This is a genomic window from Micromonospora sp. NPDC047740 (assembly GCF_043204735.1).
In the GTDB taxonomy this organism is placed as follows: Bacteria; Actinomycetota; Actinomycetes; order Mycobacteriales; family Micromonosporaceae; genus Micromonospora.
The window spans coordinates 247,007-262,811 of record NZ_JBIDCT010000012.1; the positions used below are offsets into that span (position 1 = coordinate 247,007).

Consider the following 15,805-nt stretch of genomic DNA (forward strand, 5'->3'; position numbering starts at 1 on the left):
GCGAACTCGGCACATAGTACGCCAGTACCCAGAAACATGCACGGCCACCGCGATTCCCTGACTACGCTCTGAATTGTCATGACTACTCCTGAATCGGACGCCGCCTCCGGTGGCGCTGGCGAGGACGGGCCCGACGAGGGCGGACGGCCGGCGCGGGGCAGGTGGGTCGACGCCGCCGCCGTGCTCAGTTTCGTGCTGCTCGCGTTCTGGGTGACCGCCCGGTTCTGGCTGAACCCGGCGCACGGGGTGCGGGACAACCGCACCGATCAGGCGCAGTTCGAGTGGATGATGGCGCACGGTGCCCGGGTGGTGACGGATTTTGTCTACCCGTTCACCTCGGACCGGATGAATGTGCCGGACGGTGTCAATTTGATGGCAAATACGTCGGTATTATCGGTTTCATTGCCAATGACGCCGATCACCTCGCTGTTCGGACCGCGTACGTCATTTCTGGTCTTTCTCACCGTCGGCCTGCTCGCCACCGGTGTGGCCTGGTATTTCGTCCTGTCCCGAGTGCTGATCGGGGCCCGGGGGCCGGCCTGGCTCGGGGCCGGCTTCTGCGCCTTCGCGCCGGCGATGGTCTCGCACGCCAACGCCCACCCCAACATCGTCAGCCAGTTCGTGGTGCCGCTGATCATCTGGCGGACGCTGCGGCTGACCGACCCGGGCCGCTGGCTGCGCAACGGCGTGCTGCTCGGCCTGGTAATCGTCTGGCAGGCCTTCCTCAACCTGGAGATCCTGCTGATGACGGCGATCGGGCTCGGGGTGGTGGTGGTCGCGCTCGCCCTCGGCCGGCCACACCTGCGCCGGTCGGCCCGGACCTTCTGGGCCGGGCTCGGAGTCGCCGCCGCCGTCGCCGTGGTGCTGCTGGCGTACCCGCTGTACGTGCAGTTCTTCGGACCCGGGGCCTACGAGGGGCTGTCCCGGCTGATCCGCGGCTACCGCACCGACCTCGCCTCGTTCGTCGCCTGGTCCCGGGAGTCAATCGCCGGGGACGCCCGGACCAGCGCCCGGCTGGTGAAGAACGCCACCGAGGAGAACGCGTTCTTCGGCTGGCCGCTCGCCGTCCTGGTGGTCGCGCTGGTGTGGTGGCTGCGGCGCAACGTCGTGGTGCTCGGCCTGGCCGCCGTCGGAGTGATCTTCGCGGCCTTCTCCCTCGGCCGGGAGGTCCGCTTCGACGGGCGGGACACCGGCATCCCCGGGCCGTGGGCCGTGCTGGAGAAGCTGCCGGTGCTGCACTCGGTGGTGCCCACCCGCTGGTCGCTGGCGCTCACCCCGATCGTCGGGATCCTGCTCGCGCTCGGCGCGGACCACGTCCGGCGGGTGGCTCGGCGACACCCGGCCGCCCGCCCGCAGATCCGGTTCGCCACGGCCACCGTGCTGACCATGGCGCTGCTGCCGATCCTGCCCACCCCGCTCCCCTCGGTACGCCTCAACCCGACACCCGACTTCGTCACCACCGGCGCCTGGCGGCCCTACGTGGCCGGCGGGCACAGCGTCGTCACGCTGCCGCTGCCCGACACCGACTACGCCGACCCGCTGCGCTGGTCCGCCGAGACCCGGCTGGGCATGCCGCTGGCCCGTGGGTACTTCCTCTACCCGGACACCCGCCCCGACGGCCACCGGGTGGCCCTGTTCAGCGCTCCGCCCCGCCCCACCAGCAGCTTCTTCACCACGATCCGGCGTACGGACGGAGTGCCGCCGATCAGCCCGGCGGACCGGATGGCCGCGCTGGAGGACCTGCGCTACTGGCGGGCGGGGGCGGTGATCCTCGACCCCCGGCTGCGGCAGGCCGACGCGTTGCGCGAGGGGATGATCGCGCTGACCGGGATCCAGCCGGTGTCCACCGGCGGGGTGTGGCTCTGGGACGTCCGCCCGCTGGTCGACTGACACCGCCTCGGCGGCGGCCGGTGTGCGGGTCAGGAGGGGCGAACGCAGCAGCCCTGGCAGATCTTCGGCCGGGGCAGGGTGAAGGCCAGGCAGCAGGTACGCCGCTGCACGGTCGGCTCCCCACCCGGGCCGGGCACCAGCTCGACCAGGTCGCCCAGGCCGAGCGCGTCCAGCAGCGTCCCGATGCTCTCGGTCGAGGAGCCGGGCAGCGCGTCCGAGGCGCGCAGCACGCCGTGCGCGATGCCGGAGGCGACCGAGCCGAGCAGCGTACGGGTGCCGATCCGGACCTCGGCCTGGATGGCCGCGATCAGCGGGGCGAAATGGGCGTCGAGCAGCGAGGCGCGCAGCGCGTCGAGCAGCGCGGCCTCGTCGGCGACCACCCGTACGTGCGGGGCGCCGGCCAGCGCCAGCGGATCGCTCGGCAGCACGGCGATCGTGGTCGAGCTGCGCAGGCCCAGGGTGAGCAGCTGGTGGTGGTCCTCGAAGTGGATCAGCACGTCGGCCGGGTCCAGCAGCGGCACCCGCCGCGCCGAGGCCCAGCCGAGCACCACCGGCAGCGCGGTCCAGTAGGTGTACGACTTCCAGGCCACCGCGGCGCAGGCGTGCGGGGTGCCGCCCCAGCGCCGGGCCGCGGCGTGCAGGAATTCCGGCAGCAGGGTGCCGTCGACCAGCCGGCTGGCCGGGGCCCAGCGAGCCACGTCCTCGGTGACCAGCAGGCCGGGCGCGAGCCCGGGCAGGTCGTCGGTGCCGAACATGGCGCGCAGGGCCGCGGTGACCGGGGCGAGCGGCGTGGCGGCGTCGCGCCTCGGCATCACCGCTGTCACCTGATCCGCCCCTGTCTGCTCGCGCACCGGCCGGCGCGTCTCGTCGGCCCGAACTAAGGCTAGCCTAACCACAGCTACCGCTCGGGGGAAAGTCGCATCGAGGGGTGGCGGGAGAGGTCCCGGTCACTCCGCCGGCCTGCTTCGGCCACTCCGGCTCGGCGTTTCTGACGCCACGCCGCGACCTGGAGCAGTCGCGTTGTACCCGCCAGGGTCGGGGGAAAACGCCACGGGGCCGGCCGGCGGACCGCGCAAGCATCGACGGGAGCCGCTGGATTGTCAAGGTGAGTGTCGAATACGAGGCAGTTTCCGTACACGTTTGGCCACCCAACGTGAAAATGGTCTTCCCGCGTCCGAGGAAGCCGATGACGACCTCACCCATCGAGCGTGCCGCCGACTCGTTCGCGGCCGAGCTCGCCCGGCACCGCACCGGCCGAGGGCTGTCCAAGAAGCAGTTGGCCACCCTGATGGGCTTCGACCCGTCGTACGTCAGCCACGTCGAGGGGCGCCGGCACCGGCCCACCGAGGACTTCGCCCGCCGGGCCGAGGCCGTCCTGGAGGCCAGCGGCGCGATCTGGCAGCGCTTCCGGGAGTACGACGAGCTGCGGCACGGCCGCTCCGGCGGGACGCACCGGGACCAGCCCGCCCCCGGACAGTGGCTGCCCCCCGGCACGGGCCTGGTGGTCGAGCGGGAGTCAGCCACCCTCACCCACACCGGCGAGAGCTACCACTGCGCGATCCGACGTGAGCTCTACAACGCGGGCACCGAACCGGTCACCCGCTACCTGGTCCGGGTCGCCGTCGACCGCTACCCCAACGACCCGGGCCGCTCCAACCGGCACCACCGGGAGCACCCGCTCACCTTCGCCGAGCTGCAGCTGCAGGCCTACCGGGACGACGGCGGCGCGCGGGAGCCGATGCACTGGCGGGCGAAGCACGACCGCGACGCGTTCAAGGAGATCTGGCTGCTCTTCGAGAACGACGAGGGCCGCTTCCCGCTCTACCCCGGCGACCGGGTCACCATCGAGTACGCGTACCAGGTCGGTCGGGACAAGTGGGGCCCGTGGTTTCAACGCGCCGTCCGCCTGCCCACCCGGCACCTCGCCGTCCGGCTCGACCTCCCCGCCGAGCTCGACCCGAAGGTGTGGGGAATGGAGACCTCCCTCTCCGCCGAGGAGGGGCCGCTGCGTACCCCCATCCAGCGGCGTGACGACGGCGGCCGGGCACGCTACGACTGGGCCACCGAAGACCCGCCGCTGAACGCCCGCTACCGGATGCAGTGGCGGTTCCGCAGCGAGCCCTCGGACACCGAGCCCGACGCTCCCCACGGCCGGGTACGCGCCAGCGACCGGATGCGCGCCCTCGGCATCGTGCAGCGTGGCGAAGACCTGCTCCGGCAGCCCGTCCGCCAGTTCGACCTGCCCCGCGACGAACGCGCCGCCCGGGACGTCGTCGACCGGCTCTCCGCCGTCCTGGTCCGCCTCGACGAGCTGCACCCGTTCAGCAAGGGTGTCGGCATCGCCGCCCCGCAGCTCGGGCTCGGCTGGGCCGCCGCGCTGGTCCGCCCCGCCGACCGGGCGGCCGAGCCGGTCGTCCTGCTCAACCCGCGGGTGGTCGACACCGCGTCCGAGACCGACGAGCAGTACGAGGGCTGCCTCTCCTTCTTCGATCACCGGGGGCTGGTGCCCCGGCCGCTGCGGATCGACGTGGAACACGCCCAGTGGGACGGCAGCCGGATCATCACGTCCTTCGAGTACGCCATGGCGCGGCTGGTCGCCCACGAGATCGACCACCTGGACGGGCGCCTCTACGTCGACCGGATGGCCCCCGGTGTGCCGCTGGTGCCGGTCGAGGAATACCGGGAGACCGGCAACCCCTGGCGCTACTGACGCCCCGAACGCCGGGAGAATCCGGTACGCGGGCCGGTTGCCGGCCCGGCCCGCGTACCGGCGATCGGGGACCGGGTCGCGTGCCCCAGGGGGCAGGGGCACGCGACCCGGCTTGGGGGGAGAAACGCCTACAGGTTGCCGAACGTGTCGTACCGGATGTGCTCCGGCGGAACGTCGTCCGCGGCGAGCGCGCGCAGGGTGGCCCGGACCATCGCCGCCGAGCCGGAGACGTAGCAGTCGTGGGTCGTCCACGGGCCGTACCGGGTGACCACCTCGGAGATGTCGCCCACTTCGCCGTCGAAGTCCGGATCCGCGCTGCACGCCGGGGTCACCGACAGCCACGGATGCGCGGCCACCAGTTCCTCCAGGCCCGGCAGGCCGTACAGCTCCTCCGGCCGGCGCGTCCCGTAGAAGATGTGCACCCAGCGGGTCCGGTTGAACCCGGTCAGCTCCTCCACCAGCGCCTTGATCGGGGCCAGCCCCACCCCGCCGGCCACGCAGAGGATGTCCCGGGTGGACGACCGGTCCAGGGTCATCGAACCCATCGGGGCGGCCACCCGCAGCAGGTCACCCGGCTTGGTCCGGCGGACCAGCGCCCCCGACAACCACCCCGCCGCGCCGGCCGGCGTCCGCACGTGGAACTCGAGCACGTTGTCGTCGTTCGGGGCGTTCGCCACCGAGTACGTCCGCCACACGCGGGGGTGGTAGCGGGGCGCCTCGACGCTGACGTACTGGCCGGCCTGCCAGCGCAGCGGCTGCTGGAGAGCGCGGACGGTCAGCACCGCGGTGTCCGGGCCGTACCGCTCGTGGGTGAGCACCTCGGCGTGCCAGAACGGCGGGTTCTCGTCCGCCGCCGCCCCGGCCAGCATCTTCTCCGAGATGCTCGCGTACGCCTCCCGCCACGCCTGGTCGTACTCCAGGTTCCAGCCGTCCCCGGCGGTGCTGCGCAGCGCGTCCAGCAGGGCGACCCCCATGGTCTCGTAGTGCGCGGCCTCGACGTGGTACTTCCGGTGGTCCCGGCCCAGCGCCCGCAGGCATTCGTCGAAGCTCTCCGGGTCGCCCACCGTCTGGGTGGCGGTGACGATCGCCTCCAGGATCCGGTCGCCCTGCCCGTTCATCTGCACCGGGAAGAGCTTGCGCAGCTCCGGGTCGAGGAGGAACAGCCGGGCGTAGAAGTGACCGCTCAGCCGTTCCCGGTTCTCCTCGACCAGGGTCCAGCTCTCCTTCAGCAGCCGCGCGAAGTTCTCCACGGGGGGCGCTCCTTCTTCTGACGGCGGATCGGGCCCCCATAGAATCTCCACGCAGCGTGTACGCCGGTCGCACAGAATGTGCGACCGGCTCACCCGGGTCGCGCGAGGCCGCGCCGTCCTGGTCATGCCCGGACAGGTGCCGGCCCGCCCGCGCGTGCGGCACAGTGGTCGGGTGACGGTTGACGAGCTGACCCGGCCAGTGTCCCGCCGGACCCTGAGCACCGAGGCGCTGCTGGTGCTCGGCCTCTCCCTCGGGCAGTCGGCGGTGTACGCGCTGGTCTCGCTGATCGCCAAGCTGACCGCCACGGGCGGGCTCGCGAAGCAGACCGCGGCGCTGAACACCTCCGCGTCGGCCCGGCCGTACCTCGACCTGACGTACCAGCTCCTCGGCATCTTCTTCGCGCTGCTGCCGGTGCTGCTCGCCGTACATCTGCTGGCCCGTGACCCCGGCGACCCGGCCCGGACGCTCGGGGTGGACCTGACCCGGCCCGGCGCCGACCTGGCCCGGGGGGCGGCGCTGGCGGCGCTCATCGGCCTGCCCGGGCTGGCGCTGGTCTGGGCGGCCGCGCAGCTCGGCATCAACGCCACCCTGGTCCCGGCCGCCCTGCCGCACCTCTGGTGGGCGGTGCCGGTGTTGATCCTTGCCGCCGTGCAGAACGCCGTGCTGGAAGAGGTGATCGTGGTCGGCTACCTGGTCACCCGGCTGCGGCAGCTCGGCTGGCGGCTCGGGGCGGTCATCGCGGCGAGCGCCCTGCTGCGCGGCTCCTACCACCTCTACCAGGGCTTCGGCGCGTTCCTCGGCAACGCCGTGATGGGCGTGGTGTTCAGCCTCTTCTTCCTGCGCACCCGGCGGGTGGCCCCGCTGATCGTCGCGCACACCCTGCTCGACGTGGTCGCCTTCGTCGGGTATGCGCTGCTGCCGAAGTCCTGGTTCGGCTGGCTCTGACCGCCCTGGCGCCGTCGGCGGCCCCCGCCGCGTCCACTGGTTGCGGCAGCTCGGGTTGTCCCCGCCTGCTGATCGCCGATACGGCCGTGGGTGGGCATCCCGGCGAACCTGGCCTCCCCCCGGCGGCGACGCGGTCAGCGGCGGCGAGTTGGCCGGTAGAGGCTGACGGCACGGGCGGCCAACCGCTCGGCGGCGGCCGAGTCGCCCGCCGCGGCAGCGAGCGGCGCCGCCCCCGGCAACAGCCGCGACGCCACCCGCAGTCCCAGCCACCCGCCCGCCTGCGCGGCCAACGGCGTGGCCAGCCGCCACGCCGCCTCGGCGGCCCGCGGCCACGGGCCGTCCGCCGGCGCGCCCGCCGACGTCACCGCGGCCAGCGCCGCGCGGGCGGTGCCGGCGTCCGGGTGTACCTGGGTCAGCACCAGCAGCTCGATCACCCGGTCCGGGTGCCCGGGGTCGCGGCCGTAGACCGCCGCCAGGTGCAGCACCAGGTTGGCCTGGGACCACAGCACCGCCGCCAGCTCGGCCACCGGCGCGAGGAGCCCGGCGCCCGCCGCGAGCGCCCCACCCGCCCCGGCCAGCCGGACGAACCGCCGGGTCGCCAACCGGGCCAGCCCGTCGGCGTCCGCGTCCGGGTACCTGTCCCGGGTCCGCTCGACCCAGGCGCCGGCGCGGGGCCCGAGGGCCTCCACCGCGGCGCGGGCCAGCAGCTCCGGCGCGAAGCCGGGGTGGTCGAGCAGGCGCGCGCCCATCGCCCGCCAGCTCACTTCAGGGGTACGCCCCGACTCCGGCTCGTCCCCGGCGAGCGGATCCGGGGTCGCCGCGGTGATCTTCTCCGGCGGCGGAGCAGCGGCAGGCGTCGGGTCTTCGCCGGCCGTCCTCCTCGCCGGCCCGGTCTCCTTCGCCGCCGGGGGCGCCTTCTTGGCAGTCTTCGCGGCCTTCTTCTGCGGTCCGGTCCGAGCCGGCGGTTGGTCTTCCGCCCGCGCGGTCCCGGCCGGAGCCGTGCCCGCTGTCCGCGCTTCGGTGACGCCAGCCACATCGGTCGGCCTGCCCGGTTCGACGGTCCGGGAGGCAGCCGGCGGGCTGGCCGCTGCCGTCCCGTCCGTTTCGGTGGCCCCGTCGTCGGTGCCGCTCGGCGCGCTGCCCGGTCCCGACACGTCCGCCTGAGCGACCGTGACGCCGGCCGCGCCGGCTGGTCCGATCGGCTCCGCCCCGCCGGCCTGCGCCGGTGCTGCCGCCGGATCCGCTTCCGTCTCGGCGGCCCGCTTCCGGGCGGCCGGGGTGGCCTTCTTCGCCGTGGCCGCCTTCCTGGTCGTGGTGTCCTTCTTTGCCGGCGGGGTCGCTTTCCCGGTCGTGGTGGCCTTCTTTGCCGGCGAGGTTGCCTTCCGGGCCGGGGTACGGCGGGTCGGCATCGGGGCCGCCTCACCTGCCGGAGCGGCATCGGCCGGGTTCGTCGCCCGGCCGTCGGCCGGTTCGGCCGACCCGCCGTCCGCCGGGTCCGTCCTTCCGCCGTCCGTCGGGTCTGGCGTCCCGCCGTCGGCCGGGGGCGCCCCACGCCCGGCCGCGCTGTCCCGCGTACTCGAGGTCGGGCCATCTTCTGCGGACGGGCGGGGGCGGGGCGCGGCGGCCGATGCCTCCGGCCTGCCGTCGGGACCGCCGGCGCGCGACGCGGTGGCGGCCGGGTCGGGCGGCTGGAAGATCACGATCGGAGCGACCTTCGCCCGCCGTGCGCGGGGCGGTGGCCCGGAGCTGGCTCCGGCACCGCCCGTGGACGGTTCGGAGGTCGGGGGCGGGGTGAAGGTCGGTTTCGCGGAGCGGCTTCGCCGGGCGTCGACGGCTGGCTCGCGACGGGGCGGATCGCTCGGCGGCTGCTCCTGCATATCGATGGAGCCTAGTCCGGAGCGTGACGTCGCACACGGGGGAAACGCAGCGGACGGGCCCTTCCCGGTAGTCGCTTTGCCCCGGGCGGGTGTGGGCCTGTATCCTCGGGCGCGGTGGTCTCCGGGCCACCGGGGAGACTTCGCCTAGTCTGGTCTATGGCGCCGCACTGCTAATGCGGTTGGGGTTTTAAAGCCCCTCCCGGGTTCGAATCCCGGAGTCTCCGCGCGAAAGCCGGGTGTGTAGACTGGCCGAGCAACAAGCGCCCGTAGCTCAACGGATAGAGCATCTGACTACGGATCAGAAGGTTAGGGGTTCGAGTCCCTTCGGGCGCGCAGCGGTTGAGCAGGGAAAACGCCCTTCTGGCGATCGAAAATGATCGACCAGAGGGGCTTTTTCGTGCATCCATGGATGCACGCCCCGCCGCTGAGGATGCTTGACTGCAACGGAGAGTCGCCGCGGCAATGGTTGGCGATGGTCGACCTACCTTGGCGGCTAGTTCGGGCGCCACCGCCGACTCGACCCCTGCCCTAGCATCGTCGGGATGGCAACGCGGCTCGTTCAAATCAACATGAAGGCTCGGAACGACTCCGCGCTGGGCGGTTTCTGGGCGGAGGCGCTCGGCTGGAGAGTCTCCAGCGAGGGACCCGGCGTGACCAACCTCGAACCCGAGGGCTTCGTCTACCCCGACCCCGTCGCCGTCTGCATCGACCTCATCGCCTCCCCGGAATCCAAGACGGTGAAGAACCGCGTGCACGTCGACCTCGCCACCACCTCGGCGGCCCATCAGGCGGAGGTGGTCACGCGCCTGAAGGCTCTCGGCGCAACACCCGCCGACGTAGGCCAGGGCGACGTGCCATGGACGGTCATGGCCGACCCAGAGGGCAACGAGTTCTGCGTGCTGGACCCCCGACCGCTCTACCGAGACACCGGACCGATCGCCGCGGTAGTGGTCGACTGCGCGGATCCGCGAGCCATGGCCCGCTTCTGGGGCAAGGCCATGGACTGGACCCTGCACGAGGTGACCGACCACAACGCGGTACTGCGCTCCGCCAAGGGCGTCGGCCCATATCTGCAGTTCATCCGCACACCCGACGTGAAGACCGTGTGGAACCGTGTCCATCTCGACGTCCGCCCATATCCAGGTGACGACCTGGAGGCCGAGGCGGCCAGACTGCGGACTATCGGCGCCACCGCCATCGACCTGGATGTCCCGTGGACGGTCCTCGCCGACCCGGAGGGCAACGAGTTCTGCCTCCTTGCCCCAGGCTGACCCAAACCCTCGTCATCCGCGCACTACGGCAGCCGGACTTGCGACGCGCCCTGGGCCGAAGGTGCGAGAAGCGACCGTGGAATCTGCAAAGCGGGCGCGCGGGCCCGGCCCCGGCCTGGCGGCTTCCGCCCGGCACCGGCCGGCCCACGAGCGGTCAGTTCGGCTGCCCGAGGAGGAAATCCCGCTTCAGCGTTTGCCGCCACGCTCAGATGCGGGTGCGGCGTACGGCTCCGTCACAGCCGCTCCGGGGTCCGGATGCCCAGCAGATACAGCCCCTGCCGGAGCACCCGCGCGGTCAGGTCGCAGAGCAGCAGCCGGCTCTCCCGCAGCTCACCACCGGCCCGCAGCACGGGGCAGCGCTCGTAGAAGGCGCTGAACGCCGCCGCCAGCCGGTACAGGTACGCGGCCAGTTGGTGGAAGTCCAGACTCCGCGCCACCTCGGCGACCACCCCGGAGAAGCCGAGCAGCTCGATGGCGAGGGCCCGCTCGGCCGGCTCGACCAGCGAGACCGCCGCGTCCGGCCGGGCTGACGTTCCGGCCCGCCGGAAGATCGACCGGATCCGGGAGTACGCGTACTGCAGGTACGGTGCGGTGTTCCCGTCCAGCGAGAGCATCCGTTCCCAGTCCAGCACGTAGTCCTTGTGCCGGTCGCTCGACAGGTCGGCGTACTTGATCGCGCCGATGCCGACGGCCCTGCCCACCTCGGCCGCCTCGGCCTCGCCCAGGTCCGGGTTGCGCTCCCGGGCCAGCGCGGTGGCCCGGGCCACCGCCTCCTCCAGCAGGGCGACCAGCTTCACCGATTCACCGGACCGGCTGCGCAGCATCCGCCCGTCCGGGCCGAGGATCGACCCGAACCCCACATGCTCGGCGCGGGCCGGCGGGACCAGCCAGCCGGCCTGCGCCGCGGCCGCGTACACCAGCTCGAAGTGCCGGCGCTGCGGCAGGCCCACCACGTAGAGCAGCCGGGTCGCCCCCAGCGACCCGGTCCGGTGCCGGATCGCAGCCAGGTCGGTCGCCGGGTAGCCGTATCCACCGTCGGACTTGCGCACGATCAGCGGCAGCGGCTCACCGTCCCGGCCGGCGAAGCCCGGCGGGAAGACGCAGGCGGCGCCGTCGCTCTCCCGCAGCAGCCCGGCCCGGTCCAGGTCCGCCACCACCGGGGCGAGCAGGTCGTTGTAGCTGCTCTCGCCCTGGAAGTCCCGCGCGGTCAGGGTCACGTCGAGCAGCTCGTACACGGCGAGGAAGTAGCGCTCGGACTGCTCGACCAGCAGCCGCCACAGCCGCAGCGTCGCCTCGTCGCCGCCCTGCAGCGCCACCACCCGCTGCCGGGACCGCTCCCGGAACGCCTCCTCCGCGTCGAACTTGGCCCGGGCCGCCTTGTAGAACTCGTCCAGGTCGCCCATGGACAGCTCCTGTGCCGCCTCGGCCTCGCCCAGGTCGGCCAGGTGCTCGATCAGCATGCCGAACGGCGTACCCCAGTCGCCCAGGTGGTTGGCCCGGACCACCCGGTGGCCCAGCCACTCCAACAGCCGGGCCGCCGCGTCGCCGATCACCGTCGACCGCAGGTGCCCGACGTGCATCTCCTTGGCCACGTTCGGCCCGGAGTAGTCGACCACCACGGTCTCCGGCTCGGCCGCCACCGGCACGCCGAGCCGGGGGTCGGTGGCCAGTGCGGCGACCAGGCCGCCCAGGGCACGGTCCGCAACGGTCAGGTTGAGGAAGCCCGGCCCGGACACCTCCGCCACGGCGCACAGGTCGCCGAGCTCCGCGCGGTCCAGCACCTCCGCCGCGATCGACCGCGGCGGCCGGCCGAGCCGCCGGGCCAGCGCCAACGCCGCGTCGGACTGGAAGTCCGCGCGCTGCGAGCGGCGCACCACCGGGTCCACCGGTAGGCCGGCCACCTTCTTGAACGCCGGCGCCAGCCGGTCGGTCAGCAGTTTCTCCAGATCCATGGGTACGCCGATCTCGCTTGGATCCGCCTCACGCGGATCTCCGGACGGGAATGCGGGCGGACCGAGGACGATCGGCGATGACCGGCGGCTCGATCCGCCGGTCGCAAGAGATGGTGCTCAGCGCAGGCGGTCGCGGGACCGCCGGCGTCGCAGCGCGCCGAGCTGGACGTCGGGGGACGTCGGCTGGTGGGCGTGCGCGCTGGTCATGTCAGCAGCCTAACCGGCCGGCCCGGGGGCGGCGCAAGCGCTCTTCTGGGCCGGTCGGCAGGTCGTACGCGAAAGCTCAGGCTGGCGTGGCGACGGCCTTGCGGTACCGCTCGGCCCGCCGCCGCACCTGGGTGTACGCGCTGGTCAACCCCATCGCCCGGCGGACCTCGACCAGGGTGCGGTGCACCTCGGCCCGGGTCCGCTCAGTGCCCTCGACGATCAGCTCGTCGACCCGGCCGCGGTCGGCCTCGAAGCGGGCCCGCCGCTCGCGGATCGGGTCGAGGAACCGGTTCAACGCGGTGACCAGTTGCTCCTTGACCTCGACGTCACCGACCCGGCCGGCCCGGTAGCGCGCCTTCAGGTCCTCGACCTTCGTCCGGTCCGGGTTGAACACGTCGTGGTACGCGAACACCGGGTTGCCCTCCACCGTCCCGGGCACGTCGGCGCGCACCCGGTTCGGGTCGGTGTACATCCCCATCACCTTGCGGCGGACGGTCGCCGGGTCGTCGGCGAGGCCGATCGCGTTCCCCTTGCTCTTGCTCATCTTCCCCTGGCCATCGGTGCCGACCAGGGCGGGCGTCTCCGACATGATCAGTTCCGGCACCGGGAAGACCTCGCCGTAGAGGTGGTTGAAGCGCCGGGCGATCTCCCGGGTCACCTCGACGTGCGCGGCGTTGTCCCGGCCCACCGGCACGACCTGCCCCTTCACACAGAGGATGTCGGCGGCCTGGAGGACGGGATAGCCGAGCAGGCCGTACGGCATCTCCTCCTTGCCGGCGTCCCGGGCCATCTCCTTGAGCGACGGGACGCGCTCCAACCGGGGCACGGTGATCAGGTTCTGGAGGAGGGTGTTCAGGTCCCCGACCTCGGGGATCGCCGACTGGAGGTAGAAGGTGGCGCGGTCCGGGTCGACGCCGGCGGCGAGGATGTCGGTGACCATCTCGCGGGCGTTGCCGGCCACCTGCTCGATGTCCTCACGGCTGTTCTTCGTGGTGAGCATGTGCAGGTCGGCGATGATGAAGAAGCTCTCGTACCGCTGGTGCAACTGCACCCGGTTGGCGATGCTGCCGACGTAGTGGCCCAGGTGCAGTTGCCCGGTCGGGCGGTCGCCGGTGAGCATCCGTGCTGCGGACATGGTGGTACGCCTTTCGTGCCGAGAGAACGGTGGAAGGACGCGCGGGCGCGCGGGAAGAGACCCAGGGCGGACCCGGATCAGTGGAGGCGGCTCGTCAGAGCGCGAACCGCCATCGCCCGCCGGCGCGGAACCGCAACCCACCGGCACGGAGTACGTCGAGGATCTGCTCCCGACCGTCGTCGACACGGGCCGGAAGAACTGGAGCAGCAGCCGCCGGGAGACCGTTCTCGGTCTCCAGGGCGAGGGTGCTCGGCCGGACCATGCCGACAGGTTAGCCGGTCGGCGGTGGTCCTCGCCGCCCCCGGCTGGCCGAGGTCACCGGATCACCCGGGTTCCGCTCAGCGCTCGCGGTAGCTCTCCGCGTAGTAGCTGCCGACCTGCTCCTGATACTCGGGGCGGCCGAAGTCGTCCGGCTCGAAGGCCGGCGAGTGCTTCACCTGCTCCCGGGTACGGTCCACGTGCACCGCGCGCGCCAGGTGGTCAACCCGGGCCACCGTGCCCACCGGCAGCAGCACCTTCCGGCCGAAGATCCACGGCCCGGTGTCCACCACGAGATAGCGGGCCCCGGCTTCCTCGCTCGCCTGGTCGACCGACCCGATCCGGCCGTCGGTCGCTTCCACCCGGTAACCGGTGAGGTCGATCGGGGTGCCCGGGCCGGGTGCGTCGGGACCGTCGGCGCCCGCCGACCGCTGCCGCGGCACGTCGTCCGGGCCGGTCTCGTCGTAGCCGCCGGCGAGCGCGGCCGGGTCCCGCCAACTCCACGGATTGAACGGCTGCATGGTCCACCTCCGCTGTCGTCGTCGACGGAAACTCTGCCCGCACGTTGAATCGCCGAAACATCAACGCAATTTTCGGTTCATCATTTCCGGCTTCTGCGAGATACCTCATAATCGGCGCCCATTCCCCGGGCAGCAGGCTTCTCCGCAGGTGGGGCCGGGTGAACCTGCCCGTCAGCACACCCGGAAAGGGCTCGGAGTGTTCGTCGGGCACATTCGGTCGGGCCGACCGTCCCGACGATTCTGGTCGCGCGTCCCCGGTGTCGAGGAAAGGAAGCGCAGATGCAGCGGGCAATTCGGCGAATCGGAATCGGGGCGGCCGCGGTGGCCGTACTGGTCGGGCTGGCCGGGACCGGGGCGCAGGCCGCCGTGGGCAACCCGTACACCGCCCAGGGGCTCTGTGGGCCCGGCTTCGTCAGCGTCGACCAGGACCCCATCCGGAACGCGACCACCGGTGAGCGGCTCGGCACCGTCCACCTGCTGCGCAACCCCTTCACCGGGTACGGGTGCACGGTCACCCTCAAGTCGGCGTACCTCGGAAGCCTCACCAGGACCCAGGTCTATCTGGACCCGGAGCTGATCCCCTCCTTCTCGGTCGACGACGGCAACCGGCTCTACGCCGCCGGCCCGGTCTACGGGTACGTCGGCACTGGTTGCGCGATCTGGGGCGGCGCCATGGCCGACGCCTCGGGCACCCTGCATCGCCACGACCGGGCGAACCCGGCCATCGGCGGTGCCGTCACCTGCTTCTGACGCCTGTCGTGGCGCGGACCCGTTCCAGGATGGCCGCCTGTCGGGTGGGGCGGGCCGGGTGCCCGCCCTCACCCAGCGCGGGCCGGCACGCAGCTGGTCCCCGCGCCGCAACGGGCCGCCGGCCATGGCGACGCTGGCATACTGGCCTGCCATGGTGCTGTCGCGTGGCTGGTCGCTGTTCCTGGTCGGGGTCGGGGTGTGGACCTGGGTGATCTGGCCGAGGTTCGCGGTCGCCATCTGGAAGGACCCGCGCTCCTGGTCGACCGGCACGATCGGCGAGGGCACCCCGACGAGCTTCCTCTGGGTGCACGCCCTGCTGATCGCGGCCTCGCTGGCGATCGGCACCACCGTGGGAGTGCTCGGCATCAGGGGCTGGCTCGCGGCTCGCCGGGGTCGTTCCACCGCCCGAAGCGCCAGTGCGGCTCGGGGTGTCACGCCCCGAACCCGGGTTGAGCAGGGAAGATAGTCCAACCGTGATGATGTGACGCGGGACGCCACCCGCGGATTTGACGATCAAAGCCGAAGACGCGTAACTTTCTCTCTGCCAGCGCGGAACGGACGAAAAAGGGCGAAAGTCCTGGAGGCCGGGGCGCAGGAACGACGACCAGGCTTGGATGGCTGACACCATCGGACCTGGACCGGGCGGGGCTCGCCGGAAACGCCGTAGGGCGGATTTGGTGGAGCGGAAGCGACCGGGTAAGGTTGTCGACCGGCAGGGCACCGGGCGAGTTCGCGGTCACCGCGACGGCCGGCCTGCCAAATCCGATGATCGAGCGCAGCGGTTCGTCGCTGTGCGAGTTCAGCGGTGCCAACCCGTACGAAGCACGACAGACCGGGACACACGGTTTGACACGGCGGAGACGGTGAGGTAACGTAGTAAAAGTGCCCGGCGCGAGAGCGGCGGTCGCGGTGAACGAAATGCCCCGGACAGGGTCCTGTGGATTGCAGGGTTGCTGGATGGTGTGTGGTTGTTCTTTGAGAACTCAACAGGGTGTTTGATAAGCCAGTGCCAAATTGTTTATACCCCGGACTGGTCAG

General features: G+C 72.2%; 13 protein-coding genes and 2 tRNA genes. 8 read left to right on the top strand and 7 right to left on the bottom strand.

Going from position 1 to position 15,805, the window contains the following annotated elements:
* Window positions 1-78: 78 nt before the first annotated feature.
* A complete protein-coding gene (locus tag ACGF4F_RS23395; protein ID WP_357434315.1) occupies window positions 79-1,890 on the top strand; it encodes a hypothetical protein in 1,812 nt (603 codons plus the stop codon).
* 29 nt (window positions 1,891-1,919) lie between these two features.
* Here the strand turns inward: ACGF4F_RS23395 and ACGF4F_RS23400 are convergent, their stop codons facing one another.
* On the bottom strand, window positions 1,920-2,702 hold the full coding sequence (locus ACGF4F_RS23400) for a hypothetical protein (RefSeq protein ID WP_357434314.1): 783 nt from the start codon (window positions 2,700-2,702) through the stop codon (window positions 1,920-1,922).
* Window positions 2,703-3,076: 374 nt separating this feature from the next.
* Here ACGF4F_RS23400 and ACGF4F_RS23405 point away from each other — a divergent pair, with 374 nt between their 5' ends.
* The gene (locus tag ACGF4F_RS23405; protein ID WP_357434313.1) at window positions 3,077-4,600 is read left to right on the top strand and encodes a peptide deformylase; all 1,524 of its coding nucleotides are present in this window, start codon (window positions 3,077-3,079) and stop codon (window positions 4,598-4,600) included.
* A 128-nt stretch (window positions 4,601-4,728) separates the two neighbouring features.
* On the opposite strand, the gene ACGF4F_RS23410 is transcribed toward ACGF4F_RS23405, so the two are convergent.
* Window positions 4,729-5,850 carry a globin domain-containing protein gene (locus tag ACGF4F_RS23410; RefSeq protein ID WP_357434312.1) on the bottom strand — a complete coding sequence of 374 codons (1,122 nt, stop codon included), beginning with the start codon at window positions 5,848-5,850 and terminating at the stop codon, window positions 4,729-4,731.
* 172 nt (window positions 5,851-6,022) lie between these two features.
* Between ACGF4F_RS23410 and ACGF4F_RS23415 the strand changes: the two genes are divergently transcribed.
* Complete coding sequence (locus tag ACGF4F_RS23415; protein WP_357434311.1) at window positions 6,023-6,796, top strand: CPBP family intramembrane glutamic endopeptidase; 774 nt, start codon at window positions 6,023-6,025, stop codon at window positions 6,794-6,796.
* A 134-nt stretch (window positions 6,797-6,930) separates the two neighbouring features.
* On the opposite strand, the gene ACGF4F_RS23420 is transcribed toward ACGF4F_RS23415, so the two are convergent.
* Window positions 6,931-8,205 carry a hypothetical protein gene (locus ACGF4F_RS23420; protein WP_357434310.1) on the bottom strand — a complete coding sequence of 425 codons (1,275 nt, stop codon included), beginning with the start codon at window positions 8,203-8,205 and terminating at the stop codon, window positions 6,931-6,933.
* Window positions 8,206-8,806: 601 nt separating this feature from the next.
* Here ACGF4F_RS23420 and ACGF4F_RS23425 point away from each other — a divergent pair.
* The 3 genes from ACGF4F_RS23425 (at window position 8,807) to ACGF4F_RS23435 (ending at window position 9,944) form a co-directional block, all read left to right on the top strand.
* Window positions 8,807-8,897 (top strand) — tRNA-Ser (locus tag ACGF4F_RS23425).
* A 36-nt stretch (window positions 8,898-8,933) separates the two neighbouring features.
* Window positions 8,934-9,006: transfer RNA gene (locus ACGF4F_RS23430), tRNA-Arg, on the top strand.
* Between the two features lie 209 nt (window positions 9,007-9,215).
* Window positions 9,216-9,944 carry a VOC family protein gene (locus ACGF4F_RS23435; RefSeq protein WP_357434309.1) on the top strand — a complete coding sequence of 243 codons (729 nt, stop codon included), beginning with the start codon at window positions 9,216-9,218 and terminating at the stop codon, window positions 9,942-9,944.
* A 233-nt stretch (window positions 9,945-10,177) separates the two neighbouring features.
* On the opposite strand, the gene argS is transcribed toward ACGF4F_RS23435, so the two are convergent.
* From argS to ACGF4F_RS23455, 4 genes are all read right to left on the bottom strand, one after another.
* The gene (gene argS, locus ACGF4F_RS23440; protein WP_357434308.1) at window positions 10,178-11,896 is read right to left on the bottom strand and encodes an arginine--tRNA ligase; all 1,719 of its coding nucleotides are present in this window, start codon (window positions 11,894-11,896) and stop codon (window positions 10,178-10,180) included.
* Window positions 11,897-12,179: 283 nt separating this feature from the next.
* A complete protein-coding gene (gene trpS, locus ACGF4F_RS23445) occupies window positions 12,180-13,238 on the bottom strand; it encodes a tryptophan--tRNA ligase (protein ID WP_357434307.1) in 1,059 nt (352 codons plus the stop codon).
* Window positions 13,239-13,332: 94 nt separating this feature from the next.
* Window positions 13,333-13,500 carry a hypothetical protein gene (locus ACGF4F_RS23450; protein WP_357434306.1) on the bottom strand — a complete coding sequence of 56 codons (168 nt, stop codon included), beginning with the start codon at window positions 13,498-13,500 and terminating at the stop codon, window positions 13,333-13,335.
* A 76-nt stretch (window positions 13,501-13,576) separates the two neighbouring features.
* Window positions 13,577-14,017 carry a PRC-barrel domain-containing protein gene (locus tag ACGF4F_RS23455; RefSeq protein ID WP_357434305.1) on the bottom strand — a complete coding sequence of 147 codons (441 nt, stop codon included), beginning with the start codon at window positions 14,015-14,017 and terminating at the stop codon, window positions 13,577-13,579.
* 279 nt (window positions 14,018-14,296) lie between these two features.
* Between ACGF4F_RS23455 and ACGF4F_RS23460 the strand changes: the two genes are divergently transcribed.
* The gene (locus tag ACGF4F_RS23460) at window positions 14,297-14,767 is read left to right on the top strand and encodes a hypothetical protein (RefSeq protein ID WP_357434304.1); all 471 of its coding nucleotides are present in this window, start codon (window positions 14,297-14,299) and stop codon (window positions 14,765-14,767) included.
* Window positions 14,768-14,918: 151 nt separating this feature from the next.
* A complete protein-coding gene (locus ACGF4F_RS23465) occupies window positions 14,919-15,233 on the top strand; it encodes an SCO4848 family membrane protein (protein WP_357434303.1) in 315 nt (104 codons plus the stop codon).
* The last annotated feature ends 572 nt before the right edge of the window (window positions 15,234-15,805 follow it).

Coding starts and splice junctions, on each gene's coding strand:
- ACGF4F_RS23465 (WP_357434303.1), top strand. CDS start 14,919: ATGGTGCTGTCGCGTGGCTGGTCGCTGTTCCTGGTCGGGGTCGGGGTG.
- ACGF4F_RS23435 (WP_357434309.1), top strand. CDS start 9,216: ATGGCAACGCGGCTCGTTCAAATCAACATGAAGGCTCGGAACGACTCC.
- ACGF4F_RS23405 (WP_357434313.1), top strand. CDS start 3,077: ATGACGACCTCACCCATCGAGCGTGCCGCCGACTCGTTCGCGGCCGAG.
- trpS (WP_357434307.1), bottom strand. CDS start 13,238: ATGTCCGCAGCACGGATGCTCACCGGCGACCGCCCGACCGGGCAACTG.
- ACGF4F_RS23455 (WP_357434305.1), bottom strand. CDS start 14,017: ATGCAGCCGTTCAATCCGTGGAGTTGGCGGGACCCGGCCGCGCTCGCC.
- ACGF4F_RS23400 (WP_357434314.1), bottom strand. CDS start 2,702: ATGCCGAGGCGCGACGCCGCCACGCCGCTCGCCCCGGTCACCGCGGCC.
- ACGF4F_RS23420 (WP_357434310.1), bottom strand. CDS start 8,205: ATGCCGACCCGCCGTACCCCGGCCCGGAAGGCAACCTCGCCGGCAAAG.
- ACGF4F_RS23395 (WP_357434315.1), top strand. CDS start 79: ATGACTACTCCTGAATCGGACGCCGCCTCCGGTGGCGCTGGCGAGGAC.
- ACGF4F_RS23450 (WP_357434306.1), bottom strand. CDS start 13,500: ATGGTCCGGCCGAGCACCCTCGCCCTGGAGACCGAGAACGGTCTCCCG.
- argS (WP_357434308.1), bottom strand. CDS start 11,896: ATGGATCTGGAGAAACTGCTGACCGACCGGCTGGCGCCGGCGTTCAAG.
- ACGF4F_RS23460 (WP_357434304.1), top strand. CDS start 14,297: ATGCAGCGGGCAATTCGGCGAATCGGAATCGGGGCGGCCGCGGTGGCC.